The organism is Mesorhizobium sp. B2-7-1, from assembly GCF_006440735.1.
In the GTDB taxonomy this organism is placed as follows: Bacteria; Pseudomonadota; Alphaproteobacteria; order Rhizobiales; family Rhizobiaceae; genus Mesorhizobium.
Genome location: NZ_VFUA01000129.1, coordinates 1 through 17,387, shown reverse-complemented (window position 1 = coordinate 17,387; position 17,387 = coordinate 1). Strand labels below are relative to the sequence as shown.

Below are 17,387 nucleotides of genomic sequence, written 5' to 3'. Positions count from 1 at the left end.
GCCGGGGCCCGTGGCACACCAAACCCACTCCAAAACGGTCGTCTCAGCAGCGATCGGCAGCACTTCAGTCACGAGTTTATGGGGAGCAGGGGACTCGACCGGCCGTTCAGGGAAATCCTGGACGGCCTTCTTTTTGATTCGTTCCTGCTCTGATTCGTCCCGTTTCCATGCGGGCGCTGTGGCGATTAGCCATTTGTGATTCGAAATGGCGTGATCTACATGCTCGCCGAAACCCAAAGTCCGAGACCCGCAAAGAGCGCATGAGCGAGCCTGTAAGCCCGACTGAAAACGAACCGCTGCCGGATGAGGCTCCAGAGCCGCGGCGCCGCGAACCCGTGTTCAACTTGCCGCCTGTGGTGCTCGCCGTGATCGGCATATGCGCGGCCGTCTATCTGCTGCAGCAATACGGTCTGAACGAAACGCAGCAAATGACGCTGCTCTACGACGGTGCCTTCATTCCGGTGCTGTACACCGGCCAATACGGCTTCGACTGGTTCCTTTTCACACGGCCGTTCACCTATGCGTTCATGCATGGGGGCGTTGCCCATATTGCCATCAACATGATCTGGCTCGCAGCCTTCGGCTCCCCGCTCGCCAATCGTCTTGGCACGCTGCGTTTCGCTGTATTCTACGCCGTGACCGGGCTGGCCTCGGTTGTCCTGTTCTGGGCGCTGCATCCCTATGGCGAGGCGCCGCTCGTCGGTGCATCGGGTGCGATTTCCGGCATGATGGGCGCCGCGGCGCGCTATGGGTTCAGTATCGACCGCTCGTCGGGCAAGGCGGCTTTCGCCGGCGAGCCCTTGCCGATCGGCATCGTCCTGCGCTCGCGCGGAGTCATGACTTTTCTCGGTGTCTGGATGGTCATCAATCTGGCCACCGGCCTGCTTGGCTTCGCGCCGGGGATCGACGGCCAGATCGCCTGGGAAGCCCATATCGGTGGCTTCATCGCCGGCTTTTTCGGACTGCGTTTCTTCGACCGCCCGACGGCTGCCGCCTAAAGCAATCCCAGGAAAAGTGTGAGCAGTTTTCCGTCCGGAATTGCGTAGAAACAAAGAGATAGTGCGGTTCGCCGTTTCCGTGAAACGGTGAAACGCACTAGGACTTAGGCGCACTTGAAATGCAACCAATCACGGCGCACCATGTTGGGGCTGAAAGCCGGTCGGGGCGGGGGCCGGTGTCAACGGCAGTGGAGGATGCCATGACGGTTAAGGCAATTCTTGAAAGCAAGGGCCATGACGTGTTCACGCTCGGGCCCAATGAGAAACTCAGCGAGGCCATTCGCATGCTGGCCGAGCACAGGATCGGCGCGCTCGTCATCACCAATGGCGATCGCAAGATCGTCGGCATTCTCTCGGAACGCGATATCGTCAGGGTGGTGGCCAAGGAGGGCGCCGCCGCTCTCGACGTCGCCGTGCGCTCGGCAATGACCCCGAAGGTCAAGATCTGCAACGAAAACCACACGGTCAACGAGGTCATGGAGATCATGACGCGTGGCCGCTTCCGCCATCTGCCGGTGGAAAAGGCCGGCCTGCTCGACGGCATCGTCTCGATCGGCGACGTGGTCAAGCGCCGCATCGAGGATGTCGAGCGCGAAGCCGAAGAGATGAAGGCCTACATCGCCACAGCCTGAGCAGGCAGGGCGAGGAAACCGCCGGCTGTTTCCAGCCGGCGGCGTGTGGCGCGTTCTATCGGTTGTCGAGCTCGGCGCGGACGAGTTGGAGCCCGCGCCGGGTGATGCGGTAAGGCCCGCCATCGATCGATGAGACCGCCTTCTTCCGCCTCAGTTTTCGAAAGAGCTCCAGGTCGAAGCCTGGATAGCGCCAGCCGTCGCGGGTCAGGCACCGGACCGCGGCGATCTTCCTGCTCTCGTTCTTTTCGATTTCGATACGCCCGCCCTGCGCGAGCAGATGCAGGATGCGCTGTTCGTTGCGCGATATGTCCATTGGAGAATTTCCCGGGAAAAACAACAAAAGCCGCCGCCGCGAGACATCGCGGCACGGGGTTTTCAGGTTTTTCTGCCCTGCCTCGGCTAGGAGGTCAGGGCTTCACCGGGACTGAGCGTAAGTGGACATCCACTCTCCATTGGGATGGGCGTCCTGTAGGCGAAAGCGGCGAAGAAGGCCAGTGCGCGGCTTTGCGCTTGTCTCGCAAGGCGGTTTGGACTAGCGAAGCGGTACGATTTATACCCTTTCGAGGCGCGGATATTCTGCGCACTCATTCTGGAACTTACGGCAGATCATGAGCATCATCGACACCCGCACCCCCGACGCGAAACGTCTGATCCCCGGCGCCACCGGCGACTGGGAGATCATCATCGGGCTCGAAGTGCATGCCCAAGTGATCTCGGAAGCCAAGCTCTTCTCCGGCGCCTCGACCTCGTTCGGCGCCGCGCCCAACGCCAATGTCAGCCTGGTCGACGCGGCGATGCCCGGCATGCTGCCGGTCATCAACGAGGAATGCGTCAAGCAGGCGATCCGCACCGGGCTGGGCCTCAAGGCCGCGATCAACCACAAGTCGGTCTTCGACCGGAAGAATTATTTCTATCCGGACCTGCCGCAGGGCTATCAGATATCGCAGTTCAAGCAGCCGATCGTCGGCGAGGGCAAGGTGATCGTCTCCGTCGGTCCCGACCGCCAGGGCGAGTTCGAGGATATCGAGGTCGGCATCGAGCGCCTGCATCTGGAACAGGATGCCGGCAAGTCGATGCACGACCAGCACCCGACCATGTCCTATGTCGATCTCAACCGGTCCGGCGTGGCGTTGATGGAGATCGTCTCCAAGCCCGACATCCGCTCGGCCGACGAGGCCAAGGCGTATGTGACGAAGCTGCGGTCGATCATGCGCTATCTCGGCACCTGCGACGGCAACATGGACGAAGGCTCGCTGCGCGCCGACGTCAACGTCTCGGTACGCCGTCCGGGCGGCGAGTTCGGCACGCGCTGCGAGATCAAGAACATGAACTCGATCCGCTTCATCGGCCAGGCCATCGAATACGAGGCGCGCCGGCAGATCGCCATCCTGGAAGACGGCGGCAAGATCGATCAGGAGACGCGCCTGTTCGACGCCGTCAAAGGTGAGACGCGCTCGATGCGCTCCAAGGAAGAAGCGCATGACTATCGCTACTTCCCGGATCCCGACCTTTTGCCGCTGGAGTTCGACCAGGCCTATGTCGATGCGCTCGCCAAGGACCTGCCGGAACTGCCCGACGACAAGAAGGCGCGGCTGGTCGATGTGCTCGGCCTGTCGGCCTATGACGCCTCGGTGCTGGTTTCGGAAAAGCCGATCGCTGATTATTTCGAGAAGGTGGCGGCAGGGCGCGACGGCAAGCTCGCCGCCAACTGGGTCATCAACGATCTGCTGGGCCAATTGAACAAAGCCGGCAAGGATATTGAAAATGCTCCGGTTTCGCCCGAACAGATCGGCGCTGTTCTCGACCTTATCAAGGAAGGCACCATTTCCGGCAAGATCGCCAAGGACCTGTTCGAGATCGTCTGGAACGAGGGCGGCGATCCGCGCCAGCTCGTCGAGAGCCGCGGCATGAAGCAGGTCACCGACACAGGCGCCATCGAGAAGGCCGTCGACGAGGTGATCGCCGCCAACCCGGACAAGGCCGAGCAGGCGCGCGCCAAGCCGACCATGGCCGGCTGGTTCGTCGGGCAGGTGATGAAGGCGACCGGCGGCAAGGCCAACCCGCAGGCAGTCAACGATCTCGTCAAGGCCAAGCTCGGCATCGAATAACGGTGTTTGTCCGCACCGCGAGCGACCGTGATATTGCCGCTATCCGGGCGCTGCTGGCCGAGACCTGGCATGCGACCTACGACGCCATCTATGGCGCCGAGCGGATCGATCGAACCATCGCGCTTTGGTGTTCGCCGGAAAAGCTGAAAGCGCGCATCGAGCGCCCGGACGCAGAGTTCCTCGTCGCCGACGATGGCAACCGCATCGGCGGCGTCGCCTATGCCGAAAGCGCAGACCAGGGCGCCGTGGTCGATCTGGAGCAGCTTCATGTCGCGCCGGACCTGCAGGGTCGGGGGATCGGCGGCATGTTGCTTGACGAAGTGATGGAGAGCTTTCCCGAAGCCCGCGCCGTGCGCGTCGAGGTGGCGGAAGCAAACAGTCGCGCCGTCGCCTTCTACACGGCGAACGGTTTCGTCCAGGTCGGCCGCGCCGACAATGACGGGCCTGCGCAGTCAGGCATCGCGTCGCTGCTGCTCGAGCGGCCGCTGATCGCCTGATCGCTCGACGCCGCCGCAAGCGCTTCACGTTGTTGCGAGCGGTGCGCCCCACGCCACCCTTTCATTTGACGGCCTGAAGCCCGGCGGCAATGCTGCGACAGCCGACGCGCCTGCGACAAGCCCGGTCGACCGGCGGCACGGTGATGAGGGGGATTGCCATGCCGAGCCTGCCGGAATTGATGCCGACCGAAGTGTCGGATGAGACGTTTGGCGGCGTGACCTATCACGTTGCCGGCGAACTGGTGCCCGTGCTGTCGGTCGATGTGACCAACATGCCGGTCTATTTCGAGCACCACATCCTGCTCTGGAAGAACACCACCATCGCCATCGGCCTGAAGTCGCTGAAGGGCGCGCTGAAGCGCATGATCGCCGGCATGCAGATATTCGTCACCGAGGCGTCCGGGCCGGGCGTCATCGCGTTCAGCCGCGACGGACCGGGCCATATCGTGCCGATCCATCTCCGGCGCGGCGAGGAGATTCAGGTGCGCGAGCACCAGTTCCTCGCCGCGACCGCCAGTGTCGACTACACCTTCGAGCGGGTGCGCGGGCTGGGAACGATGCTGTTCGGCCAGAGCGGCTTCTTCATCGACCGTTTCCGTGGCGAGACGGGCGACGGGATCGTCTGGCTGCACGGCTACGGCAATGTCTTCGAGAAGGTGCTGGCGCCAGGCGAAACCATCGATGTCGAGCCGGGCGGCTGGCTGTTCAAGGACGCTTCGGTGAAGATGGATACAAGGATAGACCGGCTTTCCAGCGGCTTCTTCGGCGCCGCCATGAATTTCGTCGTCAATCGCTTCACCGGGCCGGGCCGCGTCGGCATCCAGTCGATGTATCTGCATATGCCGTCGGAAGAGTAGCCGCCACGCGATCAGGTGGAGCGCAGCGGCGGCGACAGCTCGCGGATCAAAAGCTGGAGTTCGCGCTGGTCGCCAGCGCCCGTCTTATCGAAGATGGTGGCCAGTTGCGACTTGACCGTCCCATCCGAGACGCCGCCGGCCGCGGCGATCTCGCGGCGCGTCAGGCCGGCCGCGACATGACCGGCAACGCGCTTTTCCGCGGCGGTCAATCCAAACAGCGCTGCGATCGCCTCGATCGCCGGCATCGGCGATGCGCCCGCCGGCGCGATGAAGATCGCGGCGGCGGCGCGCTGCGAGATACGGGCCGAGATTTCCCGTCGTGCCAGCGGCATGACATGAGCGACCGCTGGGGCAACTGAGGGCACGGCGGCCTGGACAAGGGGGATGTTGATGCCTGCCGGGCCAAGCGCGAATTCGTCGCGCGTACCCAGCTGCACGGCGCAGCCGATCGCGGCATTGGCCGCCGCATAGGCGAAAGAGAGCTGACCGCGCACACACGAAACGGAGCCGCTGTCGGCGAGCAGCGCCTCGGCGGCGGGATTGGCAAAGATGATCTGCATGTCGTCGGCGACGATCAGCACCGGATGGTCGAGGCTTTCGAGGATCGACCGGAAGATTTCCGCCTTGCGTCGTTCCGCCTCGAAAAGGTCGCCGATGGTGACCGCGCGGCGCACATGCGGCGCGAGCTGGGACATCAGCTCCAGATCCTCGCCGGTGATCTGGCGCCGGTCCTGGTCCGTCACCACCATCAGGGTTCCGATGCGGCTTGGCTGCTTCATCAGGGCGACCCAGAAGAAATCGTCCAGCCGGTTCGGCTCGACCCATTCGCGCACGATGCGGCTTTCGATCCAGTTCTGCCGGGCATCGGGACCTTGCAGCCCGTAGAAGCTGTCGACCGTGAATGGCTGGTCGATCTCCATTCTGGGCACGGCGGTGAAGAACGGCACGTCCGCGCCGTAGTCGCGCTGCAATGGCTCGAGCAGGGCAGGGTCGCCGCAGGAGATCGAAAAACGCGCGGCATTCGCGGCCGTGTCGACCACCGCCAGCATCGCCAATTGACCTATGGCCACGCGGCATATGGCTTCAAGCGTCGGCCGCCAGCGATCGAGATCGGCGATCGAATCGTAGATTGCCTCGACGATCTGCGGCAGTGCGCGATTGATCGTAAGCGCTGACATGGGCCTTCTCGTGCCGCCATTGAGCTGACGCAGTGTCAGGTTCCACGATACCTTTGCGTAAGGTCGCACACAACCGTCAGGCATGCTTTGCGTCTGTGAATTGTATCACGCGGTCTTTGGCTGTGGCGCGGCTGCACCGGTGCTCCCACCGATCGGCAGGGATAGCTCAGGTGCAGGGAACTTCCACATTGTCGATCAGTCGCGTCGCGCCGAGCCAGGCTGCCGCGAGCAGACGGCCGTCGTGGTCTCGCTGCCAGGGGCCGAGCGTGACGCTCGCGCGGGCGGCGACATAGTCGACCTTCCGGAAGCCTGCTGAGACAAGCGCCTTTGCGGCATCTTCGGTGGCGCTGGCCTCATCAGCGCCGGCGGAAAGTGCTGCCGCCGTGCGGCGCAGGATCAAATTGAGCTTGCGCGCGATGTCGAGCTCGGCCTCGCCCAGATAGGCGTTGCGCGACGACATGGCGAGGCCATCGGCCTCGCGCACAGTCGGTGCGCCGACGATCTCGACGGGCAGGTCAAGATCGCGGCAGAGCTGTCGGACGACGCAAAGCTGCTGGTAGTCCTTCTCGCCGAACACGGCGCAATCGGGCGCCGCCTGCAGGAAGAGCTTGGCCACCACGGTCGCGACGCCGTCGAAGAAGCTCGGCCTGAAGTCGGTTTCCAGGCCGCGGGAGGGGCCGCCGACCGAGATTTTCGTGGCGAAGCCAGAGGGGTACATTTCGCTCACGCCTGGCGTGAAAGCGAGATGCGCGCCGGCATCCCGCAGCCGGTCGAGATCGCGCGCCAGCTGGCGCGGATATTTGTCGAGGTCTTCCGTCGGCGCGAACTGCGTCGGATTGACGAAGATCGACACGACGCAACGCTCGGCCCGTTCAAGCGCGACCCTGACCAGAGAGATATGGCCGTCATGCAGCGCGCCCATCGTCGGCACCATGGCGACCTTGAGGCCGGCCTGCCGCCAGTCCCGGACCTGCGCGCGAAGGGCGGCGACGCTGTCGACGACGATTGGAGCGTTCATGTCTCGTCCTTGCCGGGTGCGGTCGTGAAGACGTGGTCGGGGCCGGGGAAGACGCGGCTGCGCACCTCGGCGGCGTAGCGCGCCGCCGCATCGCCTATCACGCCGCGCAAGTCTGCATATTCCTTGACGAATTTCGGCACGCGGTCGACGGTCATGCCGACCATGTCGTCGATCACCAGGATCTGGCCGTCGCAGTCGGCGCTGGCGCCGATGCCGATGGTCGGTATGGAAATATGACGGGTGAGCTTCGCGGCCACGGCCTCCATCGTGCCCTCGATGACGACCGAGAAGGCGCCGGCTTCTTCCACCGCTTCGGCATCGCGGAACAGCGCAGCGATGTTGTCCTGCGTTCGCCCCTTGATCTTGTAGCCGCCGTCCTTCTCGACCGATTGCGGCTGCAGGCCGATATGGCCCATGACCGGTATTCCTTCGGTGACGATCGCCGCGATCCGCGAAGCCATGTCGACACCGCCTTCGAGCTTCACGGCCTGGCAGCCCGCTTCCTCGACGATGCGCTTCGCCGAGGCCACGGCCTGCGCCGGGGAGGCCTCATAGCTGCCGGCCGGCATGTCGACCACGACGCAGGCCTTGGCCGAGCCGCGCATCACGGCCTGGCCGTGCGCGATCATCATCTCCATCGAGGCGCCGAGCGTGGTGGCGTGGCCGTGCAGGACCATGGCGACGCTGTCGCCGACCAGCAGCAGGTCGACATGCGCGTCGAGCAGGCGGGCGACAGGGTAGGTGTAGGCGGTAAGGCAGACGATCGGCACGCCGCCCTTGCGGCGGCGGATGTCTTCGGCGTTGATCCGGGTGGCGGCGGACGGATCACGGGTCAATCGTCACCTCCCTCAAGGCGCGTCTGAAGTGAGCGGGCCGAGCTTTAGAAAGACAAGGGGCGGTTGGCAAGCGGCGCTGTCGCAGGCGTTGGCGGTGCATCGATTTAGCGCACGAAGCATTTACGTCCAGTGCATGGCAAAACCCTTGCCTTCGCTGTGGCGTGACGCCATAAGCAGGGGAAAGGCAGGAGCCGCTGCCGCCGCGAGGATTTGGATGAAAACTTTCCTGCTGCAGTTTTTCACCTGGTGGAACAGCCAGACGCTCGGCACCCGCTTCCACACCTGGCGCTTCGGCAAGCGGGTCGGCCAGGACGAAGCCGGCAACGTCTATTATGAAGGCGGCATCGATTCGGAAGGCCGCACGCGCCGCTGGGTCATCTATCGCGATTATTCGGAAGCTTCGAAGATCCCGCCTGGCTGGCATGGCTGGATCCACCACCGCGTCGACACCGCTCCCTCGAGCGAAGGCTACAAGCCGCGCGAATGGCAAAAGCCGCATCAGGCGAATTCGACCGGAACGCCGTCGGCCTATCGGCCGAAGGGCTCGATCCTGACCAACCAGCACCGTCCGCAGGTGACCGGCGATTACGACGCCTGGACGCCCGGATCGTAGTACCCGGATCGTAATCTTAGGCGCTGCTTCGGTCCTTTATCGCCACAATTGGCATTTAGCTGCTTGCTGACTGCGCAGCCATGACTAGCCTTGGGCGTTGAGAGAATCACCCGGGCGCAACCACCGGTATTTTGCATGAGCTCTTTCGGCCATACTTCAAGGGCGCTGATCGCGGCGACGTCGATTCTGGCCGCCTCGACGGCAGCCTTCGCCGCCGCGCAGGCCCCGGCTCCGGCCCCGGTGCCTGCTGCCTCCGACCGCATCACCAATCCGGTGGCCGAGTTCGCCGGCATCGACAAGATCACCGGCCGCATCATCACCTTCGACGTCTATGTCGACGAGACCGTGCAGTTCGGCGCTTTGCAGGTGACGCCTCGCGTCTGCTATTCGCGGCCGGATACGGAGCAGCCGAAGACCGATTCCTTCGTCGAAGTGGACGAGATCACGCTCGACCGCAAGATTCGCCGCATCTTCACCGGCTGGATGTTTGCCGAAAGCCCCGGCCTCAATGCCGTCGAGCACGCCGTCTATGACGTCTGGCTGAAAGGCTGCAAGCAGAAGTCCGACGTGCCGCCGCCGACCGCGGCCAAGGCCGACACCGCCAAGCCGAAGACCCAGGCCGCCAAGCCCAAGGCTCCGGCGCAACCTGCCGACGCCGCGTCCGAACCGGCTGACGACGAGCCCTCCAACACCAACTGATCTCGGAACCTGCCCGCCCTTTGGCCGTTCAAATTCGGCAGGGCGAGGAGGATTCCGCGATGACTGTCACGAAAACGATCACCGCCAACAAGCAGGAGCTTCTCGACATCGAGAAGGGCTTTTGGTCAGGCGATTCCGCTTACTATGAAGCCAATGTAGACGTGGAGTGCCTAGTGGCGTTCCCCCAGATGGCGCAGGCGATGACCAATGCCGCTCTCGCCAAGACCGCCTCCACGCCTAACAAGTGGCGCGACCTCGACATCAAGCTGAAGGGCATGGTCGAGCCGGGCAGCGATATCGTCATGCTTACTTACGAAGCGCGGGCCACGCGGGAAAATGGCGAGCCCTACGCGGCGCTGGTCAGCACCGGTTATGTGCATCGCGCCGACGGCTGGAAGATGATGTTCCATTCGCAAACGCCGATCGAGGCAGCATCGCAAGCTCAAGGATAGAAGGCAGCCTCGCCCTTCAGCGCCTCGGCGAGCAGCTTCTCATACTGGCCGCGCGGCACGTCGACGGCGCCGAAGCGCTTCAAATGCTCGGTGGTGAACTGCGTGTCGAGCAGCGCGAAACCGCGCGCCTTCAGTCGTTCGACGAGGTGGTAAAGGCAGGTTTTCGACGCGTCGGTCTCCCTTGCGAACATGCTTTCGCCGAAGAACACGCGCCCGAGCGAGACACCGTAGAGGCCACCGACCAGCCGGTCCTCGCGCCACGCCTCCACCGAATGGCAATGGCCCAGGCGATAGAGCTCGACATAGGCTTCGCGGATCGGTGCGTTGATCCAGGTCGAGCGGCGCTCCTCGCGCTTTTCGGCGCAGCCGTCGATGGTCGCCTCGAAATCGAAGTCGTAGCGGATCTCGAACGGATGCCTGCGGATCGTCTTCTTGAGGCTGCGCGGCGTGTGGAACCCGTCCAGCGGAATGATGCCGCGCGTCTCCGGCCGCACCCAGAACACCTCCGGGTCGTTGGCGCTCTCGGCCATCGGGAAGACGCCCGAGGCGTAGGCCCGGAGCAGCAGGTCGGTCGGGATGCGATAGCCGGGCGCGTAGGGGCGGGTCATCGCATCCCCGTGCTATTCACCCTTGGCCAGGTATTTTTCCAGCCAGTGGATGTCGTAGTCGCCATTGGCGATGTCGGGATTGCCGACAAGATCACGGAACAGCGGCAGTGTCGTCTTGATGCCGTCGACGACGAATTCGTCGAGTGCGCGGCGCAGCCGCATCATGCATTCGACGCGGTTGCGGCCATGCACGATCAACTTGCCGATCAGGCTGTCGTAATAGGGCGGGATCTTGTAGCCGGAATAGACGCCGGAATCGACGCGGATGCCGAGACCGCCGGGCGTGTGGAAATGCGTGATCGTGCCGGGCGAGGGCACGAAGGTGCGGGGATCCTCGGCGTTGATCCGGCACTCGATGGCATGGCCGTTGAACTTGATGTCTTCCTGCCTGACCGACAGTCCGCCGCCCGAGGCGACACGGATCTGCTCATGCACGAGGTCGATGCCGGTGATCGCTTCGGTCACCGGATGCTCGACCTGAAGACGCGTGTTCATCTCGATGAAATAGAACTCGCCATTCTCATAGAGGAATTCGATCGTGCCGGCGCCCGAATAGCCGAGATCGGCGATCGCGTTGGCGCAGATGTCACCGATGCGCGAACGTTCCTCGGCATTGAGCGCCGGCGAATTGGCTTCCTCCCAAACCTTCTGGTGGCGCCGTTGCAGCGAGCAGTCGCGTTCGCCAAAATGCACGCCGCGGCCGGCGCCGTCGCCGAACACCTGCACCTCGATATGGCGCGGCTTCTCCAGATATTTCTCGATATAGACAGCGTCGTCGCCGAAGGCCGCGCCCGCTTCCGACTTGGCGGTCTGCAGCGCGACCTCGAGATCCGCTTCGGTATGCGCCACCTTCATGCCGCGGCCGCCGCCGCCGGCCGAGGCCTTGATGATCACCGGATAGCCGATCTCGGCGGCGACGCGCTTGGCTTCCTTTTCATCGTTGATCGCGCCGTCGGATCCGGGCACGACCGGAATGCCGAGACGCTTTGCCGTGCGCTTGGCCTCGATCTTGTCGCCCATGATGCGGATATGGTCGCCCGACGGGCCGATGAAGGTGATGTTGTGGGCGGCGAGGATGTCGGCAAACTTGGCATTCTCCGACAGGAAGCCGTAGCCCGGATGCACTGCATCGGCGCCCGTGATCTCGCAGGCGGCGACGATTTGGTGGATGTTGAGGTAGCTCTCGCGCGACGGCGGCGGGCCGATGCAGACGCTCTCGTCGGCAAGCCGCACATGCATGGCGTCGGAATCCGCGGTCGAGTGGACCACCACGGTCTGGATGCCGAGCTCCTTGCAGGCGCGCAGCACCCTCAGAGCGATTTCGCCGCGATTGGCGATGAGGATTTTCTGGAACATCTCTTGGCTGTCCCGGCTCTACTCGAGGACCACCAGCGGCATGCCGTATTCGACCGGCTGGGCGTCCTCGATGAGGATCGCCGTCACAGTGCCGGCGCGCGGCGAGGGGATCTGGTTCATCGTCTTCATTGCTTCGATGATGAGCAGCGTCTGGCCTTCCTTCACCTTCTGACCGACTTCGATGAACGCCTTGGCATCGGGCGAGGGCGCCAGATAAGCGGTGCCGACCATCGGCGAGGGCACGGCATTCTTGGACAGGTCGGCGGCCGCTGCCGCAGGCGCCACGGCCTGAGACGCAGTGGCCGCTACCGGGGCCGCAACCGCAAGCGGTGCGGCCACTGCATGCACAGCCTGTGCCTGGCGCGACACGCGCACCTTGAGGTCGCCGAGCTCTACCTCGATCTCGGTCAGATTGGTGTCGTTCAGGATGCCCGCCAGGTCGCGGATCAGCTGCTGGTCAACACCGGTCTTTTTTATCGACATTTTCGAGCCTTCTGTTTGGGGGCCGGTCACAGGCGTGCCGCCAGTGCCTGCAGCGCGAGCGTGTAGCCGAGCGGCCCGAACCCGCAGATCATGCCGACAGCGACCGGCGCGACCATGGAGACGTGGCGGAAGGGCTCCCGCGCGTGGATGTTGGAAAGATGGACTTCCGCGACGGGCAGCGGCGCAATTGAGCGGATGGCGTCGTGGATGGCGATCGAGGTGTGGCTGTAGGCGCCCGGGTTGATGACGATGCCCGCCGCCTTCTCACCGGCTTCCTGGATCCAGTCGACCAGATCGCCCTCGTGGTTGGACTGGCGAAAGTCGATCTCGAGTCCGAGCGCGGCGCCGGCCGCCTTGCAGTCCTCGGCGATGGCGGCAAGTGTCTTGCCGCCATAAATCCCCGGCTCGCGCTTGCCGAGCGCATTGAGATTGGGACCGTTGAGGACGAAAATCGTTTTCAATATGCCGACCTTGTTCTACGCCGACCCCAAGCCGGCGCACTGGGCCTCTATAATGGGCATAGCCGCCCGCGAAAAGAGCGCAAGTGCGTTCTTGCGATGTCCACAGCGGTCGGCTTTTGCATCCGCAAGCGCTTACAGCGCGCTCTTGGCCTCTTCGATCTTTTCCGCCAGAACCTGCTGGCCGAGCGCTCCGAAGATCACCTCGTTGCCGACCACATAGGACGGCGTGCCGGTGATCGACAGTTTCGTTGCAAGGTCATAGGTGCGCGAAAGCGTTTCGGCGATGCGAGGGTCCTTCATCTTCTCGCGCAGCGCCGCCTCGTCGGCGCCGAGCGAAAGCGCCACCTTGATGGCGGTCGCTTCGGTGGCGCGGCCCTGGCCGCCAAGCAGCGCGGTGTGGAATTCGCCGTATTTCTCCGGATGCATCAGGTGGAACGCCATGGAGACGACGCTGGCCTTCTGCGAATCCGGGCTGAGGATCGGGAATTCCTTGAGCACGAAGCGCAGGTCCGAGTCGGACTTGGTCAGCGCCTGCATGTCCTCGATGGCGCGTTTGCAGAAACCGCAATTGTAATCGTAGAACTCGACGATCGTGATCTTGCCCTTCGGGTTGCCGACGACGCCGTCGAAGGTAGAGTTGAAGATCTCATCCTTGGAGTCCTTGATCACGCCGAGCGCCGCGAGCCGCTGCTCTTCCTTCTGCTTGGCCTCGAGCGCATCCTGCACCTCGAGCAGAACCTCAGGGTTCTTCAGGAGATAGTCGCGGATGATGCCCTCGACCTCCTTGCGGTCGATCTTGGTGTCGGCAGGCGCCTTGGTCTCGGTGGAGGACGTCACCTGCGCTACTTGCACGGTATCGGCCTTCGCGGCCTGGGGGTTCCCGGCCACGAAACCGAAGGCCAGCATGCCGAGCGCCACCGCCAGACCGCCAGCACTGCCAAGCAGGATTGCCTTGTTCATGATTATCGATCCTTTTGCCTGTCCCGGTGAGCCTTGGTTGCGGCCAACGCCCGGGAGGTTCATTTGAGTTTGTTCGATGGCGTGTAGTTTATAATATCCTGAGCGCGGACCCAGCGGGGTTCGCCGCGCTTCAATTTCTGTTGAGCGCGCATGGCGAAAATCTTCGCGTTCTTGTAGTCGCCCGAATAGTAATGGCCTTCGGCGGTGGCGAGATCTGCGGCCGGAACATCGCCGAGTTCGCCATAGACCTGCGCCAGAAAGCGATAAGCATCGGAATTCTCTTTGTCCCGCCCGACGCCATTATTGAGCTGGGTGACCGCCTTCTTGAGCGAATCGGGCGTGCCCACAGCCATCAGCGCCTGGCCGAGGGAGACCAACAGCAGGCCGGAGCGTGCCGGATCGAGGCTGACCGCCTTGGCATAGGCGTCCGCCGCATCCTTCGGCTTGTTGATCTTCATCAGGATATCGCCGCGCAATTCCTGGAAATACGGGTTCTTCGGCTGTTCCTTGATCAGCGCCGCCGTCTTGGTCAGCGCCGCGCCCGGATTGCCATAGAGATAGGTCTGCTGCGCATCGCCGTAGCGCGAGGCGAGGCTGGTCGGGTTCTTGCGCATCAGTCGCGCGACGGCCGCCTGTCCCTGCATATAGGCGGCGATCTTGATGCGCATCATGTCGTGCCGCTGCTGCAGCGCCGCCGGGTCGATGGTGTTGACGAACGGGCTTTGCTTGACGAGCGCTTCAAGGTTGGCGATGCGCTCCTGCGGCATCGGGTGGCTGATCCGGTAGGGGTCGACCTGGGTGCCGGCGAGCGACAGCGCGCTCTGGAAGCGGCCGAAGGTTTTCAGCATGCCCGTGCCGGACTGGCCGGTGGCGTTGAGGTAGGTGATCGCCGAACGGTCGGCGGTGATCTCTTCGGTGCGCTGGTAGGCAAGGATCGAGCGCTGCGCCATCTCCCCGCCGCCGGCGGCGACGCCCATGCCGGCGCCGGCAAGGCCGCGGCTGTTGGTGGTGGCGCCGGCAACCATGGCGCCGGCGCCGAGCAGTGTGGCGATGATGGCCATGGTCTTGGCGCGGTCGAGCTGGTCGCGCAATTTCTGCTGGTGGCCGCCGGCGATATGGCCGGCCTCGTGCGCGATGACGCCGATGATCTCGTTCGGCGTTTCGGCCGTCACCAGCGCGCCGGTGTTGATGAACAGGCGCCGTCCAGTGACGAAGGCGTTGAAGCTCTGGTCGTTGACTAGGACGATGTCGATGCCGTCATTGGCAAGTCCCGCCGCCTTGAAGATCGGCCGGGCATAATCGCGCACCAGCGCCTCGATCTCGGCATCGCGCACCACCGGCACGCCTTGCGCGAAGACGCTGACCGAGCTCGAAGCGGCAACGGCGGCGGCAAGCATAAGCGTCGCGAAACCGCGCGCGGTTCGGCCGAGGGAAATGGATTTGCCAATCGATGGTCGGGGTCGGCTCAACATAGGTCCACTGGTAGACGAGCGGGCGAAAGATGAAAAGTCGGCGCCGGTAACTTCCTGCGCGCTTGTGATCCCCATATCAATCGGGCATTTGTGCGGCGCTGTCCTTTAACTAGGGTAGTCAAAGGCAAGTCTGCGCTGGCTTGCGTCCGGAATTTCACCGAACAAGGGCAGTTGGAAGAGGTCAAATGGTCGTTTCGCTTTCGCGCCGGGGGGAAGTCGAGCCGTTCCACGCCATGGACATTCTGGCCGAGGCCAACCGGTTGAAGGCAACCGGCGTGCCGGTGGTGTCGATGGCAGTCGGACAGCCGTCTGATCCCGCGCCGGTCGGCGTCCGCGAGGCGGCGGGCGCGGCTCTGCGGCATGGCCGCATCGGTTACACCGACACTTTGGGCCTTGCCGATCTGCGCAAGGCGATCGCGGCGCATTATGGCGAGCATTACGGGATCGACGTCGCGCCGGCGCGCGTTGCCGTCACCACCGGTTCGTCAGCCGCCTTCAACCTCGCCTTCCTGGCCATGTTCGATCCGGGCGACCGCGTCGCCATCGCCGCGCCCGGCTATCCGGCCTACCGCAACATCATGGCCGCGCTCGGCATCGAGATCGTCGAGATCGAGCTCGGCGCGGATGCCTATCTGCATGCCGAGCATCTGAAGACCGCGCATCGCGAGAAGCCGCTGAAGGGCGTTCTGTTCGCCAGCCCCGCCAATCCGACCGGCGCGGTCATTCCGGCGGACGAGCTCGCTGCGCTGGTCAAGACGGCCGAAGAGCTCGGCATCGCCGTGATCTCGGACGAGATCTATCACCGGCTGGCCTATGCGGCGCCCGATGTCACTGCGCTGGCGCATGGCGCCAGCGTGACCGTGATCAACTCCTTCTCGAAATATTATTGCATGACCGGCTGGCGCATCGGCTGGATGGTGTTGCCGGAAGAACTGGTGCGGCCGGTCGAGCGTGTCGCTCAAAGCCTCTATATCTCGCCGCCGGAACTGTCGCAGGTCGCCGCGATCGAGGCCTTCAAGGCGACGGAGGAGTTGGAAAAGGTGAAGGCGCGCTATGCCTGGAACCGCGACCTCCTGATGAAGCGTCTGCCGGAACTCGGCTTTGCGCTCGCAGCCCCGATGGACGGCGCCTTCTATGCTTTCTGCGATGTCACCCGCCACACCAATGACAGCATGGCCTTTGCCCGCAAGATGCTGGCCCAGGCGCATGTCGCGGCCACGCCTGGTCGCGATTTCGACCCGCTGCAGGGCCACCGCACCATGCGCTTTTCCTACGCCGGCAGCCATGACGACATGGTCGAGGCGCTGGCGCGCATCGAACGCTGGCTGAAATAGAAGCCATGCCGGAGCTCGAGCAAGCACTGGCGGAAGTGGCCGCCGAAATGGCGGAACGCGCCGATCGCGGCGACGTGGCGACCTACATCCCGCAGCTCGGCAAGGTCGATCCGAAGAAATTCGGCATCGCCGCCGTGACCAATGATGGCCGCGTCATCCTTGCCGGCGACGCCGACCAGCCCTTTTCGATCCAGAGCGTCTCGAAAGTCTTCACGCTCACGCTGGCGCTGGGCAAGGTTGGCGATGCGCTCTGGCAACGCGTCGGCCGCGAGCCCTCCGGCAATCCGTTCAACTCGATCGTCCAGCTCGAGCATGAGAACGGCATTCCCCGCAATCCGTTCATCAATGCCGGCGCCATCGTCGTCTCCGACGTCCTGCTCGCCGGCCATCAGCCGCGCGAGGCGATCGGCGAAATCCTGCGCTTCATCCAATTCCTCGCCGACGATGAGACGATCATCATCGACCGCGACGTGGCGGCATCCGAGCGGGCCACCGGGTATCGCAATTTCGCCCTGGCCAACTACATGAAATCCTTCGGCAATCTCCATCATGCGCCGGAACTGGCGCTGGGTGTCTACTTCCACCACTGCGCAATCGCCATGAGCTGCCGCCAGTTGGCCATGGCTGGCCGGTTCCTGGCCAATGGCGGCAGGAACCCGGCGACCGGGCATTCGGTCGTGTCGGCCGAGCGGGCGCGCCGCATCGGCGCGCTGATGCTGACCTGCGGCCACTATGACGGCTCCGGCGATTTCGCCTTCCGCGTCGGCATCCCCGGCAAAAGCGGTGTCGGCGGCGGCATTTTAGGCATCGTGCTCGGAGTGGCGT

The 17,387-nt window shown here is 63.9% G+C and carries 20 protein-coding genes; 10 read left to right on the top strand and 10 right to left on the bottom strand.

The features are described 5' to 3' along the window. Nucleotides 1-260: 260 nt before the first annotated feature. Entirely contained in the window at nt 261-998 is a 738-nt protein-coding gene (locus FJ471_RS30540; protein ID WP_140808977.1) for a rhomboid family intramembrane serine protease, read from the top strand. 200 nt (nt 999-1,198) lie between these two features. Continuing rightward, nucleotides 1,199-1,630, top strand: a complete 432-nt coding sequence (locus tag FJ471_RS30535; RefSeq protein ID WP_140808971.1) for a CBS domain-containing protein — start codon at nt 1,199-1,201, stop codon at nt 1,628-1,630. Between the two features lie 55 nt (nt 1,631-1,685). On the opposite strand, the gene FJ471_RS30530 is transcribed toward FJ471_RS30535, so the two are convergent. Beyond that, nucleotides 1,686-1,943 (bottom strand): YjhX family toxin, encoded by a 258-nt coding sequence (locus FJ471_RS30530; RefSeq protein WP_140808969.1) that lies wholly within the window; start codon nt 1,941-1,943, stop codon nt 1,686-1,688. A 295-nt stretch (nt 1,944-2,238) separates the two neighbouring features. On the opposite strand from FJ471_RS30530, the gene gatB reads away from it, so the two are divergent. The 3 genes from gatB (at nt 2,239) to FJ471_RS30515 (ending at nt 5,092) form a co-directional block, all read left to right on the top strand. Next, a complete protein-coding gene (gene gatB, locus FJ471_RS30525; RefSeq protein ID WP_140808967.1) occupies nt 2,239-3,738 on the top strand; it encodes an Asp-tRNA(Asn)/Glu-tRNA(Gln) amidotransferase subunit GatB in 1,500 nt (499 codons plus the stop codon). 2 nt (nt 3,739-3,740) lie between these two features. Beyond that, nucleotides 3,741-4,235, top strand: coding sequence for a GNAT family N-acetyltransferase (locus FJ471_RS30520; RefSeq protein ID WP_140808965.1), 495 nt, complete (start codon nt 3,741-3,743; stop codon nt 4,233-4,235). An 89-nt stretch (nt 4,236-4,324) separates the two neighbouring features. Further along, entirely contained in the window at nt 4,325-5,092 is a 768-nt protein-coding gene (locus FJ471_RS30515; RefSeq protein ID WP_246684876.1) for an AIM24 family protein, read from the top strand. An 11-nt stretch (nt 5,093-5,103) separates the two neighbouring features. On the opposite strand, the gene FJ471_RS30510 is transcribed toward FJ471_RS30515, so the two are convergent. From FJ471_RS30510 to panB, 3 genes are all read right to left on the bottom strand, one after another. Beyond that, entirely contained in the window at nt 5,104-6,270 is a 1,167-nt protein-coding gene (locus tag FJ471_RS30510) for a helix-turn-helix transcriptional regulator (RefSeq protein WP_181179863.1), read from the bottom strand. Nucleotides 6,271-6,436: 166 nt separating this feature from the next. Next, nucleotides 6,437-7,288 (bottom strand): pantoate--beta-alanine ligase, encoded by an 852-nt coding sequence (gene panC / locus FJ471_RS30505; RefSeq protein ID WP_140808961.1) that lies wholly within the window; start codon nt 7,286-7,288, stop codon nt 6,437-6,439. Then, nucleotides 7,285-8,124, bottom strand: a complete 840-nt coding sequence (gene panB, locus FJ471_RS30500; RefSeq protein ID WP_140808958.1) for a 3-methyl-2-oxobutanoate hydroxymethyltransferase — start codon at nt 8,122-8,124, stop codon at nt 7,285-7,287. Before panB ends, panC begins: the two co-directional genes overlap by 4 nt. 214 nt (nt 8,125-8,338) lie before the next feature. Here panB and FJ471_RS30495 point away from each other — a divergent pair, with 214 nt between their 5' ends. The 3 genes from FJ471_RS30495 to FJ471_RS30485 all read left to right on the top strand — a co-directional run bounded on the left by FJ471_RS30495 (nt 8,339) and on the right by FJ471_RS30485 (nt 9,888). Next, nucleotides 8,339-8,737 carry an NADH:ubiquinone oxidoreductase subunit NDUFA12 gene (locus FJ471_RS30495; protein WP_140808956.1) on the top strand — a complete coding sequence of 133 codons (399 nt, stop codon included), beginning with the start codon at nt 8,339-8,341 and terminating at the stop codon, nt 8,735-8,737. A gap of 135 nt (nt 8,738-8,872) precedes the next feature. Next, a complete protein-coding gene (locus FJ471_RS30490; protein WP_140808954.1) occupies nt 8,873-9,436 on the top strand; it encodes a DUF2155 domain-containing protein in 564 nt (187 codons plus the stop codon). Between the two features lie 59 nt (nt 9,437-9,495). After that, on the top strand, nt 9,496-9,888 hold the full coding sequence (locus tag FJ471_RS30485; protein ID WP_140808952.1) for a hypothetical protein: 393 nt from the start codon (nt 9,496-9,498) through the stop codon (nt 9,886-9,888). Here the strand turns inward: FJ471_RS30485 and aat are convergent. From aat to FJ471_RS30455, 6 genes are all read right to left on the bottom strand, one after another. Further along, nucleotides 9,879-10,496, bottom strand: a complete 618-nt coding sequence (gene aat / locus FJ471_RS30480; RefSeq protein ID WP_140808950.1) for a leucyl/phenylalanyl-tRNA--protein transferase — start codon at nt 10,494-10,496, stop codon at nt 9,879-9,881. The two genes, FJ471_RS30485 and aat, sit on opposite strands and share 10 nt — an antisense overlap. Before the next feature lie 12 nt (nt 10,497-10,508). Beyond that, nucleotides 10,509-11,852 carry an acetyl-CoA carboxylase biotin carboxylase subunit gene (gene accC / locus FJ471_RS30475; RefSeq protein ID WP_140808948.1) on the bottom strand — a complete coding sequence of 448 codons (1,344 nt, stop codon included), beginning with the start codon at nt 11,850-11,852 and terminating at the stop codon, nt 10,509-10,511. Between the two features lie 18 nt (nt 11,853-11,870). Continuing rightward, nucleotides 11,871-12,335 carry an acetyl-CoA carboxylase biotin carboxyl carrier protein gene (accB, locus tag FJ471_RS30470; protein ID WP_140808946.1) on the bottom strand — a complete coding sequence of 155 codons (465 nt, stop codon included), beginning with the start codon at nt 12,333-12,335 and terminating at the stop codon, nt 11,871-11,873. 26 nt (nt 12,336-12,361) lie between these two features. After that, complete coding sequence (aroQ, locus tag FJ471_RS30465; RefSeq protein ID WP_140808944.1) at nt 12,362-12,796, bottom strand: type II 3-dehydroquinate dehydratase; 435 nt, start codon at nt 12,794-12,796, stop codon at nt 12,362-12,364. 132 nt (nt 12,797-12,928) lie between these two features. Continuing rightward, the gene (locus FJ471_RS30460) at nt 12,929-13,756 is read right to left on the bottom strand and encodes a DsbA family protein (RefSeq protein ID WP_140808942.1); all 828 of its coding nucleotides are present in this window, start codon (nt 13,754-13,756) and stop codon (nt 12,929-12,931) included. Between the two features lie 59 nt (nt 13,757-13,815). After that, on the bottom strand, nt 13,816-15,228 hold the full coding sequence (locus FJ471_RS30455) for a M48 family metalloprotease (RefSeq protein ID WP_140808939.1): 1,413 nt from the start codon (nt 15,226-15,228) through the stop codon (nt 13,816-13,818). Nucleotides 15,229-15,413: 185 nt separating this feature from the next. Here FJ471_RS30455 and FJ471_RS30450 point away from each other — a divergent pair, with 185 nt between their 5' ends. Continuing rightward, nucleotides 15,414-16,562, top strand: coding sequence for an aminotransferase class I/II-fold pyridoxal phosphate-dependent enzyme (locus tag FJ471_RS30450; protein ID WP_140808937.1), 1,149 nt, complete (start codon nt 15,414-15,416; stop codon nt 16,560-16,562). Between the two features lie 5 nt (nt 16,563-16,567). Beyond that, nucleotides 16,568-17,387: glutaminase (locus tag FJ471_RS30445; protein ID WP_181179861.1), on the top strand; the 820-nt coding region annotated here is incomplete at its 3' end.

What these genes read in the sequence shown, in the direction of transcription:
- FJ471_RS30540 (WP_140808977.1), top strand. Translation starts at nt 261, where the DNA reads ATGAGCGAGCCTGTAAGCCCGACTGAAAACGAACCGCTGCCGGATGAG.
- FJ471_RS30535 (WP_140808971.1), top strand. Translation starts at nt 1,199, where the DNA reads ATGACGGTTAAGGCAATTCTTGAAAGCAAGGGCCATGACGTGTTCACG.
- FJ471_RS30530 (WP_140808969.1), bottom strand. Translation starts at nt 1,943, where the DNA reads ATGGACATATCGCGCAACGAACAGCGCATCCTGCATCTGCTCGCGCAG.
- gatB (WP_140808967.1), top strand. Translation starts at nt 2,239, where the DNA reads ATGAGCATCATCGACACCCGCACCCCCGACGCGAAACGTCTGATCCCC.
- FJ471_RS30515 (WP_246684876.1), top strand. Translation starts at nt 4,325, where the DNA reads ATGCTGCGACAGCCGACGCGCCTGCGACAAGCCCGGTCGACCGGCGGC.
- FJ471_RS30510 (WP_181179863.1), bottom strand. Translation starts at nt 6,270, where the DNA reads ATGTCAGCGCTTACGATCAATCGCGCACTGCCGCAGATCGTCGAGGCA.
- panC (WP_140808961.1), bottom strand. Translation starts at nt 7,288, where the DNA reads ATGAACGCTCCAATCGTCGTCGACAGCGTCGCCGCCCTTCGCGCGCAG.
- FJ471_RS30495 (WP_140808956.1), top strand. Translation starts at nt 8,339, where the DNA reads ATGAAAACTTTCCTGCTGCAGTTTTTCACCTGGTGGAACAGCCAGACG.
- FJ471_RS30490 (WP_140808954.1), top strand. Translation starts at nt 8,873, where the DNA reads ATGAGCTCTTTCGGCCATACTTCAAGGGCGCTGATCGCGGCGACGTCG.
- FJ471_RS30485 (WP_140808952.1), top strand. Translation starts at nt 9,496, where the DNA reads ATGACTGTCACGAAAACGATCACCGCCAACAAGCAGGAGCTTCTCGAC.
- aat (WP_140808950.1), bottom strand. Translation starts at nt 10,496, where the DNA reads ATGACCCGCCCCTACGCGCCCGGCTATCGCATCCCGACCGACCTGCTG.
- accC (WP_140808948.1), bottom strand. Translation starts at nt 11,852, where the DNA reads ATGTTCCAGAAAATCCTCATCGCCAATCGCGGCGAAATCGCTCTGAGG.
- accB (WP_140808946.1), bottom strand. Translation starts at nt 12,335, where the DNA reads ATGTCGATAAAAAAGACCGGTGTTGACCAGCAGCTGATCCGCGACCTG.
- FJ471_RS30460 (WP_140808942.1), bottom strand. Translation starts at nt 13,756, where the DNA reads ATGAACAAGGCAATCCTGCTTGGCAGTGCTGGCGGTCTGGCGGTGGCG.
- FJ471_RS30455 (WP_140808939.1), bottom strand. Translation starts at nt 15,228, where the DNA reads ATGTTGAGCCGACCCCGACCATCGATTGGCAAATCCATTTCCCTCGGC.
- FJ471_RS30450 (WP_140808937.1), top strand. Translation starts at nt 15,414, where the DNA reads ATGGTCGTTTCGCTTTCGCGCCGGGGGGAAGTCGAGCCGTTCCACGCC.